A 13,172-nucleotide genomic window follows, 5' to 3' on the forward strand; every position below is an offset into this window, starting at 1 on the left:
GTCCGAAGATCCCGGGTTTCACTGCGTTACACCCAGGCTACAATTCTAAATGATATAAAAATCTCCATCCGAGAGGAGTATCAGAACTTAATTTCCTTGCTGCGTACGAATGTAACGCCCTTGTCTAAAAGTTCCAGTTTGATTTTTTTAAAGTGCGCTTCATGCAAAGGCATAGTCGCATCTTCGATTAAATAACATTTAAATCCTTCTTGAAGGGCATCTTTTATCGTGAAATACACACAGATATCAGCACATAGACCACAAAAATAAAGTTCTTTGACTTTTTTATCACGAAGAAAACCAGCCAAACCTATATTTTTTTTATGATCGTTATCGTGAAAACCGCTGTAACTGTCTATTTCAGGATCCATTGCTTTGCGAAAAATAGCAGCTACAGGCTTCATATCTAGTGTTGGATAAAAATCTGCCCCCCAAGTTCCCTGCACACAATGATCAGGCCAGAGCGTTTGTTCTATCCCATGCAGCATAATTTTTTCAAAAGGTTTTTTTCCAAGATGGTTGGATGCAAAGCTTTTATGGTTTTGTGGATGCCAATCTTGAGTCGCAACAGCTAAATCAAACTTGGGTAGCAAGCGATTAATTACGGGAATAATTGAATCGGCGTGTGGTGCTGCCAATGAGCCACCGGGCATAAAATCATTTTGTACGTCAAGAATAATTAAAGTATTCATCGTTTTCTAGAATTTATTTTTTATATTTTTTAATTAGTTCATTACGTTTTATTTGCAGCTGATTGCTTAATCCTACTTGATAAGTATTCGGCTCATCATGCCTTTTGTATTTTTCGGGCAGTTGACGCAAACGTGTTCTACTGTATTGAGCGATTTCTTGTAATGTTTTTGGTGGTACGAGCCGTTTGCCATGCTCCATGACTTTTTGCAATAAAGGTTCTTGCTGATAATGAGCAAGAGGCACTAATTCTTCCGTTGCAAAGGGAGTATAGATCTTGTCTAACTGCGTCTCATCCCTCAGGCCAACAACATCTACGCCTAAAAAGGTATCTTGATGCACTAAGCGAAACACTTGTTTTTTATAGGGTAGCGTGATTTTAGTAATTGATTCAGAGAGTTTAAGTCGAGGTTTTTCATTGGCAAAAGCCAGTTTATACACTCCATCTAAAGCTGCATCTGGGGCGCCAATAACTAAATTTGTACCTACGCCAAAAATATCAATAGGTGCTTTTTGTTCACGCAGAGTTTTTATTCTCGACTCATCTAATTGATTGGATGCAACTATTTTTACATAATCCAAACCTGCTTCATTTAACATGTGCCGTGATTTTTTTGCTAAATATTCCAAATCGCCACTGTCTAAGCGGATTGCATGCAATCGATGTCCCTGTTGCTCCATTTCCTTGCCTACGCGAATTGCATTAGGTACACCACTTTCTAGTGTGCTGTATGTATCAACAAGAAGGGTACAATTATCAGGCCAGACTTCAGCAAAGTCACGGAATGCAGTTAACTCACTGTCGTAACTTTGTACGAATGAATGAGCCATAGTTCCAGAAATAGGAATATCATAATCACGGCCTGCACAGACATTACTTGTTCCATCAAAGCCACCAACAATCGCCGCACGACTGGCATAATATCCACCTGGGCCTTGGGCTCTGCGCAAACCAAAATCAATTAATTTACAATCACCTGCAACCTGTCGTATTCGGCTTGCTTTTGTTGCAATAAGGGTTTGAAAATTGAGTAAATTTAAAAGAATGGTTTCAATCAGTTGCGCCTCGAGCATGTTTGCTTCGATAGTTACAACGGGGGCGGTAGGAAAAACTATATCTCCTTCTAATGGAGCATAAACGGTTCCATTAAAGCGAAAATCTTTCAGATAATTAAGAAATTCAGGATGCATTCCTTGGCTTTGTAAAAAATGAAGGTCGTGTTCATTGAAATGATAGTTTTCTAAGATTGCTAATAAGTCTGCCAAACCAGCAAAAACTGCATATCCTGAGCCGAATGGAAGTTTTCTAAAAAAATAATCAAAGACGGCAGTATCATTTTTGTGACCTTTCAAAAAATAAACCTGTGCCATAGTCAGTTGATATTGATCTGTATAACTTCCGGTAAAATCAAACATTTTGGTTAGACATCCTTTTTGCGCAATAGAATTCTATGCAATGATAACAAACTGTTTATATTGCCATAATAATGATTGAAATACACTTCCAGGACAGCCGACAAAAAATAACGTACACATTGAGGTGGCGGTATGCATCAGTTGTTATGTAAATATAGACAGATTGCTCTAAAATCTTGCTATTCTCACGCAGGAATATATCTCCGCCTTATTTGTTTAATGACCTATATCATGAGCATAACGTGCTAAATCGTCTTTAAACAGTTGCTGGGATTCTTTATCTGTAAGCGCGTAGGGTGAAGAGCAAAATGATAGTTTATTGTTGGGGCTAGGCTTGGCGTGAATGATTAAAATTTTATTTTTTAGTCCCCCATCTTCCAGTGGCAAGGCATTGGTTTTTCGGTGTTCTGAGGGGGGATTGGTAAATACTTCCGGGGGAAAATAGCGTGTAGAGTACAGATCAAACCATCCTAGATCATACTTGTAAAATGATTCAGGAGTACGACAAGAAGAAAGTTTGCTTGATGAAAAACCTGTTCAGCAGTAACCTGGGTTGTTTTTGAGCACGTGTTCTTCGATAAACTGAGAAAAATCGGTAATGTGGGGCATGATATTTTAGAGAAAAAAAGCATACTCTGGCATCTAGTTAGTTAAAATGTCAATAATTTGCATTAGTTGTTGACTAAAGCTCGTCGTGTGTTAGATTTTAGTTCAGAAGTTTGTTAAGTACTTTCTTAATCACAGCTTAATACGACAAGGAGTGAACGGATGAAAGTCGGCGAGTTAAAAAAACAGATTGATGAACTTAGAAGCAGTATTGTCTTATTAAAAGCGCCTATGGACGCGAGTGACCTCGTTCAAAAATTATCTGAACTGGTTGCGCCATTTGGGGAGCAGATCGATATTCAACCTGATATGATGCCTCCTGTTAAAGAACTCTTGAAACAATTCTGGAATCGGGTAGTTCGTACCATGCCTTGTGAGCAAAGTAACCAATGGAATACTTCTGCATGTGTTACACCCTGGCTTGCTTTACAACGATCATTAGTGAATGCGGATTTATTGCATGCTGATTTTCATCATCCCATGATGTTTGAAGAATTAAAAAGTCGTTTTTATCATCTTTCGGCGACTAGTAACTCTTTGAAGTGTATGGAGCTTATCTCCTTACTGAAGTCTACGAGTCGCATGCTTCTCTATGCGGAACTCGATGAGCTAAAAAACTATCCAGTTGCAAAATTGAATGAAAAAATTATTGCAAACAGACCACAAGAAATCGAAAAGCTGCAAGACATAATCTTTTTGTTAAGGTCAACTTTTTATCTCATGTATCAACATTGCACTTTGGAGCAACTCGCCTTAATGCCTGCATTGATTTATTTTCGAGTCCCTACAACAGATGAAGAGCGGCGTTCTGAATTGGCAATTTTTAATTGGCTTACTAAGGACGTTAATGCGTGTGTGCAATTTTTCAATATTAATGATAGATACATTAATCTGCGCTCAATTAAAGAAGTTGATGCGTTGCATCATGTGGCACATTTACTACCTACCGGCATTATTGGACGTAAGAATTTCCTTAGGGCTACGGATGCGAGCCGTTGGATTTATCCTTTTATTCATAGATTCAGAGGGAATCCAGATTTTTTAGAGGATAAGGAGGCGGCCCTAGAAGAAACACTTCGGCTATTAAAAAAGGATTTTAACCGCCAAAATGATAAATCCCTTATTGGCGTTTGGGATTTTGCCCTATCAGTCAAAATGTATGAGCGAATACTGACAGGTAGCGAAGCAAAAATTGTCCACTCTGCAATTTATGCTTTGTGTATGGAAAAATATATAGGGCAGTTTAACGTGGGTGCCCAACCCCAAGAGCCTTTTTCACTGCGTGCTGAATGGGAGTCAGTGAAGCGTCAAGCCGCAGAAAAAAGCAAAATGGCGGCGGTTTATGGCAAAACGGAACGATTAGGTTTTTTTGAAACTTTAGCCGTAAACCAAGGACGCTTGAAAAAATTAATTAATTTTCTTGAAGAGAATCAAACAGCAAATTTAGAAAGTTATAGGTCTTATCGATTAGCTATGTCCTCAGGTAGTTGATAACTCGTCATAGACCTCATGCATTTTCGCTTTGGCAAGAGGTCTAAAGTAATTTTCTCTTTTTTTTGAATCGTTTACTCGACTTCTGCTTTATAAATTTCAGAGTATTTTCATTGATAATTAAAATAACTATTTATATATAATTTATTCTATTTGAAATTTGATTTTCCATATTGTGTAACATATATTTATTATTATCTTCGGTACCTTAAAATCATTTAAGTTCTTAAGAAAAGGAGTTCTTATGCGTGCCATCAATAAGCTTTCCCTAGCAACGATGTTAGGCGTTTTGGCAGTATCACCCAATATCTATTCTGCGGATACCCCCGATATTTCTGGAGCATATAAATGTTCATATCACGATCCGTTTACTACGCCTAATGATGGAACAGAAACTATAGTATTTAAAAAAAATGGGGATGTTTTTAAAGTTTCTGGTATCCCAACTGGAAGCGTATTTCCCTATTACATAGGCAAGGGAATTTTTAATAAAGATGTCCCTAACGCGATTGGTTATATTTTTTGGCAACCTAAATCGCCAACTGTAACAACGGTTCAAATTTTCACGATTAAACCTGATGGTTCTTTGGATGGTGTTTTTGCAGAAAGTAACAAAGATAAGGGTGGTACGGAAACGTGCACCAAAGCAACACAACAATAGAATTAACTCGTATAAAAGGTGATTATGAGAAAAGGAATTTATTATGAAAACTGTGATTAAGAATGTTTATTTAGTGACTGCGTTATCTTTATCAACGCTAGCAGCTTATGCTGATGACACAAGTACAAGTAATTCCAACACCACGACAAATAGTGCAGGTACTGACACAAGTAATACGACAAGTACGACACCAAATAATACAAGTACCACCACAAGCAATACAGGTAAAGCAACAAATAATAACAGTACTACTTCTGTTTTAGGGAATTATCAATGCCAACGTACTGACGCTGCAAACAATACAGCTTCTTATCCCATGAGTTTAACAAAAACAGGGGATACCTACACTTTAGAATGGGATAATAGTGCGGGGGATCCGGTTCTTTATGGTACAGGCGTGATGCATCCTAATTTAACTAATGTTATTTCTTCTTCATTTTGGGATCCTAGAAAACCGGATACCATTGGTATTCAAATGATTGAGATTAAGCCAGATGGTTCATTGCAATCTAATTGGGTATTGCAATCTGACAGCCAACTGGGAACAGAAACATGTACTAAAGGCAAATAAAGTAGGTAATAGTGTGGGTAGATTAAGTAACCTGGGAGACGGTCCGTAGGCCGAAACCCGGGTTTCACCTCGCTCTACCCAGGCTTCGAGTGCATTTAATGTCGTTGTCATTTCTTTTTTACTGGCCATCAAAGGGTTTCATAATCGATTTTTCATTTTATAAAACATAATAGCTAGTGGTTCTTTGAGAAAATAACGTGATAAATATTTGCTTTTGGTCCAACAAATGCTGTCGATTGCAGGTGAGCTGACTGCATCAAGGCCAAATTTTTGCGCTACTAAAATAGCCCTGGGTGCATGAAAAGCTTCAGTGACTAAAATAATAGTTTTCATCTGATTCGCCTGTAATAATGGCTTAGATAGAAGAAGATTTTCATAAGTTGACGTTGATGCAGGTTCAAGCAGGATGTCATTGGCAGGTACTCCTAATGATAGGGCAATTTCTTTCATTGTCTGTGCTTCATTTATTCCATCTTCTTTATCTGTTCCTCCGGAAAAAAGAAGTTTGGGCGCATAGTGAGCTTTATATAAATCCACTGCATGTTTTACACGTGCAACAAGGCATGGGTTATAGGTGCTATCACGATAAGCTTTTGTACCAAGAACCAAAATAACATCTGCTCGTTTTTTCTCATCGTTCTCTGCGGTTTTACTGACATAAACTGCCAAAAATGAATAAATGACCAGTGATAAGAACAGAAAAAAAATACCTAATTGCATGAATAGTTTCATGAATCACTCAATAATGGGCTCGTGTTATAGAAGAAAAATTTTAGCAGATCTTTGTATGTGGTTTGAATAGCATGTAGAGAATGTATGCAAAAAAATTTGATTGGAGTTTCGTTGGGATCTTCAAACTGTAACACCCAAGTGTAGGCTGGGCTGCTAAGCCCAGCATTACAATGATCGGTTTCATGATGGATATTCTGGGGATTAAGAATTAACCCAGCAAAAGCTGGGCTTAGCAGCCCAGCCTAGGTTTATTTAGTTTTGTTAACAAATGTACAGGGTGGGACAAGCCTCAGGACGTTGTAAGTATCAGTAATGTTGATGGTATCTTGGATTTGGCCCGCCATTTTCTACTACAATATAGTCTCGCGGTGGTGTCCATCGATGGGCATTTTTCCATCTTGAATAATGATTATGGTGGTGGTGACGATAGAATTTGAACCGTGGATAATCATCATGTGAATGATAGTAAGCAAAAGCAGTAGCGGAAAATAAGGTCGCTGCACCTAATACGCCGCACAGCAATAATTTCTTAATCATCTGATTCCCCTCTTATTGTTATCTGCTCTTAGTTTAAAGAAAGAATGTAACAGGGGTATAACAAGATTCTTTGCGATTGTAACAAAGTTGTTACAAAAGATGATGTATCGCTTGCATGCAGTAGAACCCGAATGCCATCCCTTGCTATGCTCGGGATGACGGAAGACCAAACATCTAGACCAACCTTAGGGCGCTATTGAGCGTTGTGATTCAATATCATCTACCTTATCGTTTAAATCAATTTCCTCATTGGGTACCCCAGGGATAACGCAGTTCGCTATTCCTTTCGATAACAAATGGGCAGCACAGGGACTAAAGCAAGTCAGAACGCAGATTGTGGCGGGAATTGTAGCAAGGAATGTAATTGTTGCTGAAGAGGAGGCACCGCTTGCACGCAAAATGTAATAAACGCTAAGATGTACGCCACTGCCTAAGGCTGCCATAGTCAGACCAACGCATTTTCTATAGCAAGTGTCTTTATCAAGCCGAGAAGCACAATAGCCAACATCCTCTTTCCTGCGTTTTACATTGGATTTATAAATTTCTTCATGCTCTTTAACCAACTTCTGCACGGGCGGATTAATATATTGATCCTCTATTTCTGGAGGTAATTTTTTATTTTGGTACAAAGTAAAAAAAAGATTGGGGTTTGTTTTATTGATTGCCTGTGCGGTCAAGGTGAGTAATTTAGGAATTTGTCTGGTTTGTGTTGGTATTTTTTCTGACATATTTTTTTCTGGCATTTATCGACCCTTTTTTATTTAAGAAAATCGCATTATATAACAATAAGTTAATGTGTCATTAGTGTTTGTCTGTATTTCTATTATCTTCACCAAACCGTCATGATTGTTGGCGTTTCGCTGTTTACATATTCCCGTACCAAGTGTAACGAGAGATCTCTTAATGATGGTAAGTTGATCTGAAAATTTGGCCATTTTGACTCGAGTTCGCAATAGGGAAACAGACATTATTTTGTGTAAAATTTTAAAAAGAAATTTTAATAAAAGGATGATGGTTATATCATGGGATTCGGATAAAGTTTTGAGGATAAAAATGAGACGTTTTTTTCTAGGAATGCTCTATATGGTACAAGGGATTCATCATCTTGTTACTCCTGGATTGAAGCGTTTTATTCTATTGCCTTTAGCCATTAATTTTATAATGTTTGCTGGCTTGTTTTATCTTATCGATTACTATTTACTACCTTATGCATATCACTACCTTGATAAATTACCTTCCTGGCTAGGTTTTCTCAGCAGTGTCCTTTTCGTCTTTTTTATATTGAGCTTTATCTTAATGTTTTTGTCACTTTTTACTGTATTTTTCAATCTCATTGCTGCTCCTTTTAATGGCTTATTGGCCGAAAAAACTCAAAATTTACTTTTTGGCAGTACAATTCCATCTTTGCCCTTTTATGAAATGGTACTACGGAGTCTAAAACGTCAAGCTGAGTTTCTTGGCTATTTTTTGCCTCGTTTTTTAGTTATGGGTATTTTATTTTTTGTGCCTTTTCTCCAACCGATTTATCCTATCTTATGGTTTATTTTTAATGCTTGGATACTTAGTATTCAATACCAAGATTTTGCTATGGATAATAATCTTATTCGCTTCAAAGAAATGCGTAAGAAAGTTGCTAGTAATAAAATGCTGTCACTTGGATTTGGTTTTTCTATAAGTTTGGCCAGTTTGATACCTATTCTAAATATATTGGTTATGCCTGCGGCTGTTATAGCAAGCACTATGCTGTTCTGTAAATTGAATCAAGATTTGCTTCAACCGAGCTTAAAACATATTGATTTAAAGACAATACATTAAAGTATCTGTAGCCTTGGTGAAACAAAGTGAAACCCGGGTTTTCAGTTAGACCTGCACCCGGGCTATAAGAGTAAAGAATTAATATGCTTGAACCACAATTTTTCCTACCGCCTTTCCTGACTCCAATAATGAATGAGCCTTTTCAATGTTCTCGAAATAAAAAAGGTGTGGGTCAATAAGTGGTTTTAAATGCTCCTCATCGACTAAGCGTGCGATTTCTTTTAAAATTTTGCCATGCCGTGCACGTTGTTGGTTATGCAATAAAGGCAATAACATAAAAACAGCGTGTAAACTCGCTGATTTGGCATGTAAGGGGGTAATATCATGATTGGACGTTGCCTGGATACTGACGACATTGCCATAGGCAGCAACAGCAGCTAATGATTTTTCAAGATTTTCCCCGCCAATCGTGTCAAATACCACATCAAACCCCACGTCTTTAGTCCATCGATAAACATAATCTTGAACTGACTCATGCCGGTAATTAATTGTCTCTTTGGCGCCCAGTGATTTTGCTATGTCCCCTTTATCTGAAGACGATACGGTAGCATATACTTCAGCCCCAGCCCATTTTGCCAACTGAATTGCAATATGCCCGACTCCACCTGTTCCTGCATGAATTAATACTTTTTGCCCTGGCTTAATTTTAACTTTTTCAAATAATGCTTCCCAAGCAGTGATTGAAACGAGGGGTAATGCAGCAGCCTCCACCATACTCAGCTCTTTGGGTTTTTTTGCAATGAGTTGCGCATCAGCCAGCATAAATTCAGCTAAAGCACCGCTTTCATTGAGAAAGCCACCCGCACATCCATAAACTTCGTCGCCAACAGCAAATTCAACAACATCATCACCTACTTCTTCAATAATGCCTGCTACATCACTGTGCAAAATTGCTGGAAATGGGGGCGAAATATGGGCGTATTTTCCAGATCGAACTTTACAGTCAACAGGATTTACGCTAGTTGCTACAACTCGAATGAGTACATAGCCGGGTTTAACTTGAGGTTTGGGAAGTTCAATCGTTTTAAAGACTGAAGAATCACCAAAAGATGATATCACTTGTGCTTTCATGGCGTCCTCCTAACTGAAAGGCAGAAGATATTTATTAAAAATTCTGAAGAGGGTAAAGTTACCTTCATACATATAAAGTAACATATTAAAAAAATCACAGAATAATTGCTACAGCTGATGATTAAGTCTTTGCGTAAAATATTAATGCGGAAGAACAGATTGGAACTTTTTAGAGCTAAATCTACACTTATAGTATTCATAGAACATCGAGTTTAGGACTAATGAATTTAAAAAAGGATAAATCAACATGTGGCAGACAAGACTAACCGATCAAATTGGTTTAAAATTTCCGCTTATTCAAGCACCTATGGCTGGTGGTCCCACCACCCCGGAATTGGTGGCGGCAGTCTGTAATGCCGGTGGTCTTGGCTCATTGGGCGCTGGATATATGAATCCTCCTGAAATACGAGAAGCCCTAAGAAAAATTCGTGAGTTAACGAATAAACCTTTTGCAGTTAATCTGTTTATTCCCGGGAACCACCATGCCACGCGCGCGCAAATTGAAAAATCATGTAATGATATTGCACAATCCTGCACGGAATTAAATATAGAAATTGAGCCACTTACCGGACCTTACGCCCCATCTTTTGAGGAACAAATAAATGTCCTCATTGAAGAAAAAATTCCTGTGTTTAGTTATGTATTTGGTTTGTTGGATTCTAAGTGGATATCTCAATTTAAAAAAAATGATACCTTTCTAATTGGCACCGCGACAACTTTAGCTGAAGCATGGATACTTGCAGAAAGTGGTATTGATGCACTTGTTGCCCAAGGAAGTGAAGCAGGGGGGCATAGAGGAACTTTTATTGGTAATGATGAAGATGGGTTGATTGGTTTGTTTAGTCTTGTGCCCCAATTAAGGGATCAAATAAAAATCCCTATTATTGCAGCAGGAGGAATTATGGATGGCAGAGGCGTTGTTGCTGCCCTTGATTTGGGTGCTGAGGGGATCCAAATGGGAACTGCATTTCTTAGTTGTTTGGAAGCGGGTATCCCTGATAGCTATCAACACACTTTACTGACTCAGAAGCAAGATAATACGGTACTTACACGTGCTTTTTCTGGGAAACTAGCACGAGGAATACGCAATCAGTTTACTGAACGAATGGATAGAAGGAAAAACAATATTCTGGACTATCCAATTCAAAATGCGTTAACAAGTATGATGAGAAAAAAAGCAAAAGAAAAAAACAATAGTGATTTTATGTCTATGTGGGCAGGGCAATCGGCTCAATTATGTAGAAATATACATGCCGGTGAGTTGATAAGCGCTTTGGTACGTGAAGCAGAAGCGTTGAATTCAAGATCCTAATTTTTCAGTGAGATAGTCGTAAAATGAAGGTAGTGCTGCTTCCATGGTGGGCTGATAGGGGCCAGTTTGATTTTCACCTTGTTCATAAAGCGCTTTTCTTCCTTGCTGAATTTTAATGCATATCTCTTCATCTTCACGTGCTGTTTCTAAGTAAGCTGCTTGTGCAGCGGCGCATAAGGCTGGATTAGATGACCAAATATCCTTGGGATGAAAAAACTCTACGCTGTTGAGGCATTGATTAATGCCTACAGGTGAAATCGTACTAATGATTAACATAAATGGAAAATATTCAATCATAATATTGGGGTAATAAGCGAACCAAGCGGCGCCATACTTAGGCAAATCACCATGTGTCTGGGCCAATAACTCATCTTGATATGCCTTAAAATTATCAGATCCAGATTTTGATAGATCAGGTTGTATGCCTACATATTGGACGGAGTGCCTGTCATTGATTGTCCAACCAAGCTGCCGTACATCGACTAATCGCCTTAAACCGTTATGAACAAAAGGGATATGATAATCATCCAGATATACTTCCATGAATATTTTCCAGTTAAAGGAATAGTATTCATGTTTTGCTTGAGCGAATACGTAATCAGAAAAATCAAATAGGACGCTTGCTGGAGCATCTAAAGCATTCGCTTCTATTTTATTGTTTCCTCTAAATAAAAGTCCATTCCATTCACTCAACTGATCTTTTTTTAAGTTGAAGCATGGCGTGAGTTCAAATTGTGGCGCATGGATCAATTCACCTTGGGTATTGTAGGACCAACTGTGAATTGGACAACGAATTCTTTTTACATTTCCTGCGTCGGATAAGATAATAGCTTGCCTATGCCGGCAAATGTTGGAGAGTACACTGACCCCCTCTTCGTGATGGATCAGCATTTCTTTATCATGACTACGTTTCAAAACATAATAATCATTTAAGTTAGGCACCATGAGCTTATGTCCGACATATTCAGGGCTTTGTTTAAAAATATGTTCTTTTTCAAGTTGATAAATCGATGGATCAAAATACCAATGAACCGGAATGGGATGATATCGATTCATAATAGAATAGCTCCTATACCGAACGAGTAAATAGGCTACTTGTTTATTTTCAATATATTATTTATGTGTTTCGTGCATAACCATAAACATCAGCATATTTAGAATTATAGTCTCATCTCAAAGTATTTTTTTATATTAATTCTAAATGATTTCCATAGATCCTGGGTTAATAAGCCTGTTTTGATAAATCAGCTTAATTTTCATAAAACGAGCAAAAAGGCTTAAGCATTAGAAGAAATAGGCTATAAATATATAAATGGAGCCCGGTTTGGAATCAATTTTTTGGGTAAGCAAAAGAAGGAGCGACTATGTTACAACATCATTATCGTTATAATTATTCACCCATTATTGATAGACCTGTCTTTGATTGGCCTAACAAAACGCGTTTGGCATTTTATATCGGTCTTAATCTAGAACATTTTTCTTTTGGTGAAGGTTTGGGAGCTGAGTTAGCGCCTGGGCCAAGACCACAACCTGATATTTTAAATTACACCTGGCGTGATTATGGCAACCGTGTGGGGGTGTGGTATTTACTTGAGTTATTTAATCAACTTAATTTACCTACGGCATTACTGGTGAATACATCAATATATGATTACTGCCCGCAAGTCGTTACCGCTTTTCGTCAACGCAATGATGAGGTAGTTGCGCATGGTCATTCTAACTCCATTCGACAAGGCAGCTTAAGTAAAGAAGATGAAAAAATAATGATTCAAGAAGTTACAAAGAAAATCAAACAAGAAGAAGGAAAGCTTCCTCAAGGTTGGTTAGGTCCATGGATCTCAGAAAGTCTGGCTACGCCTGATCTTTTGCATGCTGCAGGCTATGAATATGTACTCGATTGGGCGCATGATGATCAACCCACTTGGCTTAAAACAGAAAGCGGGAAAATTTTATCGATTCCTTATTCACAAGAAATCGATGATATCCCAGCGATTGTCCCTAATCGAATGAGCGCCTCAGTGTTCGCCGATATGATGATAGACCACTTTGATGAAATGCTCGAACAATCTAAGTTAAGGCCGTTAGTTTTTGGGGTTGCCCTCCATCCTTATATTATTGGTCAACCTTTTCGCTTAAAGCATCTACGACGCGCGTTAACCTATATTGCAAAGCATCGTGATCAAATCTGGATAACTCATCCTGGAGCAATTGCTGAACACTATAAAAGTCTTTTTCCCTAAAATGATATAGGACAATTTGTAAAAACTCTT

General features: G+C 38.0%; 13 protein-coding genes. 6 read left to right on the forward strand and 7 right to left on the reverse strand.

Going from position 1 to position 13,172, the window contains the following annotated elements; translation table 11 throughout:
- Positions 1-80 precede the first annotated feature (80 nt).
- Both pncA and Lste_RS16575 read right to left on the reverse strand, forming a co-directional pair.
- Positions 81-692 carry a bifunctional nicotinamidase/pyrazinamidase gene (gene pncA / locus Lste_RS16570; protein WP_058512094.1) on the reverse strand — a complete coding sequence of 204 codons (612 nt, stop codon included), beginning with the start codon at positions 690-692 and terminating at the stop codon, positions 81-83.
- 13 nt (positions 693-705) lie between these two features.
- Positions 706-2,106 (reverse strand): nicotinate phosphoribosyltransferase, encoded by a 1,401-nt coding sequence (locus Lste_RS16575; protein WP_058512095.1) that lies wholly within the window; start codon positions 2,104-2,106, stop codon positions 706-708.
- Positions 2,107-2,874: 768 nt separating this feature from the next.
- Between Lste_RS16575 and Lste_RS16580 the strand changes: the two genes are divergently transcribed.
- From Lste_RS16580 to Lste_RS16590, 3 genes are all read left to right on the forward strand, one after another.
- Positions 2,875-4,203 (forward strand): hypothetical protein, encoded by a 1,329-nt coding sequence (locus Lste_RS16580; RefSeq protein WP_068311001.1) that lies wholly within the window; start codon positions 2,875-2,877, stop codon positions 4,201-4,203.
- Between the two features lie 244 nt (positions 4,204-4,447).
- Positions 4,448-4,864: a hypothetical protein gene (locus Lste_RS16585; RefSeq protein WP_058512096.1), complete on the forward strand. Its 417-nt coding sequence runs from the start codon at positions 4,448-4,450 to the stop codon at positions 4,862-4,864.
- A 43-nt stretch (positions 4,865-4,907) separates the two neighbouring features.
- Entirely contained in the window at positions 4,908-5,435 is a 528-nt protein-coding gene (locus Lste_RS16590) for a hypothetical protein (RefSeq protein ID WP_058512097.1), read from the forward strand.
- A gap of 138 nt (positions 5,436-5,573) precedes the next feature.
- On the opposite strand, the gene Lste_RS16595 is transcribed toward Lste_RS16590, so the two are convergent.
- The 3 genes from Lste_RS16595 to Lste_RS16600 form a co-directional block, all read right to left on the reverse strand.
- Positions 5,574-6,167 carry a YdcF family protein gene (locus tag Lste_RS16595; RefSeq protein WP_058512098.1) on the reverse strand — a complete coding sequence of 198 codons (594 nt, stop codon included), beginning with the start codon at positions 6,165-6,167 and terminating at the stop codon, positions 5,574-5,576.
- A 306-nt stretch (positions 6,168-6,473) separates the two neighbouring features.
- Entirely contained in the window at positions 6,474-6,704 is a 231-nt protein-coding gene (locus tag Lste_RS18995) for a hypothetical protein (RefSeq protein WP_083504005.1), read from the reverse strand.
- A gap of 185 nt (positions 6,705-6,889) precedes the next feature.
- Positions 6,890-7,447, reverse strand: coding sequence for a hypothetical protein (locus Lste_RS16600; RefSeq protein ID WP_237760517.1), 558 nt, complete (start codon positions 7,445-7,447; stop codon positions 6,890-6,892).
- Between the two features lie 310 nt (positions 7,448-7,757).
- Between Lste_RS16600 and cysZ the strand changes: the two genes are divergently transcribed.
- Positions 7,758-8,519: a sulfate transporter CysZ gene (cysZ, locus tag Lste_RS16605; protein WP_058512099.1), complete on the forward strand. Its 762-nt coding sequence runs from the start codon at positions 7,758-7,760 to the stop codon at positions 8,517-8,519.
- Between the two features lie 78 nt (positions 8,520-8,597).
- Here the strand turns inward: cysZ and Lste_RS16610 are convergent, their stop codons facing one another.
- Positions 8,598-9,590, reverse strand: a complete 993-nt coding sequence (locus tag Lste_RS16610) for a zinc-dependent alcohol dehydrogenase family protein (RefSeq protein WP_058512100.1) — start codon at positions 9,588-9,590, stop codon at positions 8,598-8,600.
- Positions 9,591-9,837: 247 nt separating this feature from the next.
- Here Lste_RS16610 and Lste_RS16615 point away from each other — a divergent pair, with 247 nt between their 5' ends.
- The gene (locus Lste_RS16615) at positions 9,838-10,902 is read left to right on the forward strand and encodes an NAD(P)H-dependent flavin oxidoreductase (RefSeq protein ID WP_058512101.1); all 1,065 of its coding nucleotides are present in this window, start codon (positions 9,838-9,840) and stop codon (positions 10,900-10,902) included.
- Here the strand turns inward: Lste_RS16615 and Lste_RS16620 are convergent.
- Positions 10,891-11,958, reverse strand: a complete 1,068-nt coding sequence (locus Lste_RS16620; protein WP_237760518.1) for an aromatic ring-hydroxylating oxygenase subunit alpha — start codon at positions 11,956-11,958, stop codon at positions 10,891-10,893. The two genes, Lste_RS16615 and Lste_RS16620, sit on opposite strands and share 12 nt — an antisense overlap.
- A gap of 308 nt (positions 11,959-12,266) precedes the next feature.
- On the opposite strand from Lste_RS16620, the gene Lste_RS16625 reads away from it, so the two are divergent.
- On the forward strand, positions 12,267-13,142 hold the full coding sequence (locus Lste_RS16625) for a polysaccharide deacetylase family protein (RefSeq protein ID WP_058512103.1): 876 nt from the start codon (positions 12,267-12,269) through the stop codon (positions 13,140-13,142).
- The last annotated feature ends 30 nt before the right edge of the window (positions 13,143-13,172 follow it).

Source organism: Legionella steelei (assembly GCF_001468005.1).
Classification (GTDB): domain Bacteria; phylum Pseudomonadota; class Gammaproteobacteria; order Legionellales; family Legionellaceae; genus Legionella; species Legionella steelei.

Coding starts and splice junctions, on each gene's coding strand:
- Lste_RS16595 (WP_058512098.1), bottom strand. CDS start 6,167: ATGAAACTATTCATGCAATTAGGTATTTTTTTTCTGTTCTTATCACTG.
- Lste_RS18995 (WP_083504005.1), bottom strand. CDS start 6,704: ATGATTAAGAAATTATTGCTGTGCGGCGTATTAGGTGCAGCGACCTTA.
- Lste_RS16590 (WP_058512097.1), top strand. CDS start 4,908: ATGAAAACTGTGATTAAGAATGTTTATTTAGTGACTGCGTTATCTTTA.
- pncA (WP_058512094.1), bottom strand. CDS start 692: ATGAATACTTTAATTATTCTTGACGTACAAAATGATTTTATGCCCGGT.
- Lste_RS16610 (WP_058512100.1), bottom strand. CDS start 9,590: ATGAAAGCACAAGTGATATCATCTTTTGGTGATTCTTCAGTCTTTAAA.
- cysZ (WP_058512099.1), top strand. CDS start 7,758: ATGAGACGTTTTTTTCTAGGAATGCTCTATATGGTACAAGGGATTCAT.
- Lste_RS16585 (WP_058512096.1), top strand. CDS start 4,448: ATGCGTGCCATCAATAAGCTTTCCCTAGCAACGATGTTAGGCGTTTTG.
- Lste_RS16625 (WP_058512103.1), top strand. CDS start 12,267: ATGTTACAACATCATTATCGTTATAATTATTCACCCATTATTGATAGA.
- Lste_RS16580 (WP_068311001.1), top strand. CDS start 2,875: ATGAAAGTCGGCGAGTTAAAAAAACAGATTGATGAACTTAGAAGCAGT.
- Lste_RS16600 (WP_237760517.1), bottom strand. CDS start 7,447: ATGCCAGAAAAAAATATGTCAGAAAAAATACCAACACAAACCAGACAA.
- Lste_RS16575 (WP_058512095.1), bottom strand. CDS start 2,106: ATGTTTGATTTTACCGGAAGTTATACAGATCAATATCAACTGACTATG.
- Lste_RS16615 (WP_058512101.1), top strand. CDS start 9,838: ATGTGGCAGACAAGACTAACCGATCAAATTGGTTTAAAATTTCCGCTT.
- Lste_RS16620 (WP_237760518.1), bottom strand. CDS start 11,958: ATGAATCGATATCATCCCATTCCGGTTCATTGGTATTTTGATCCATCG.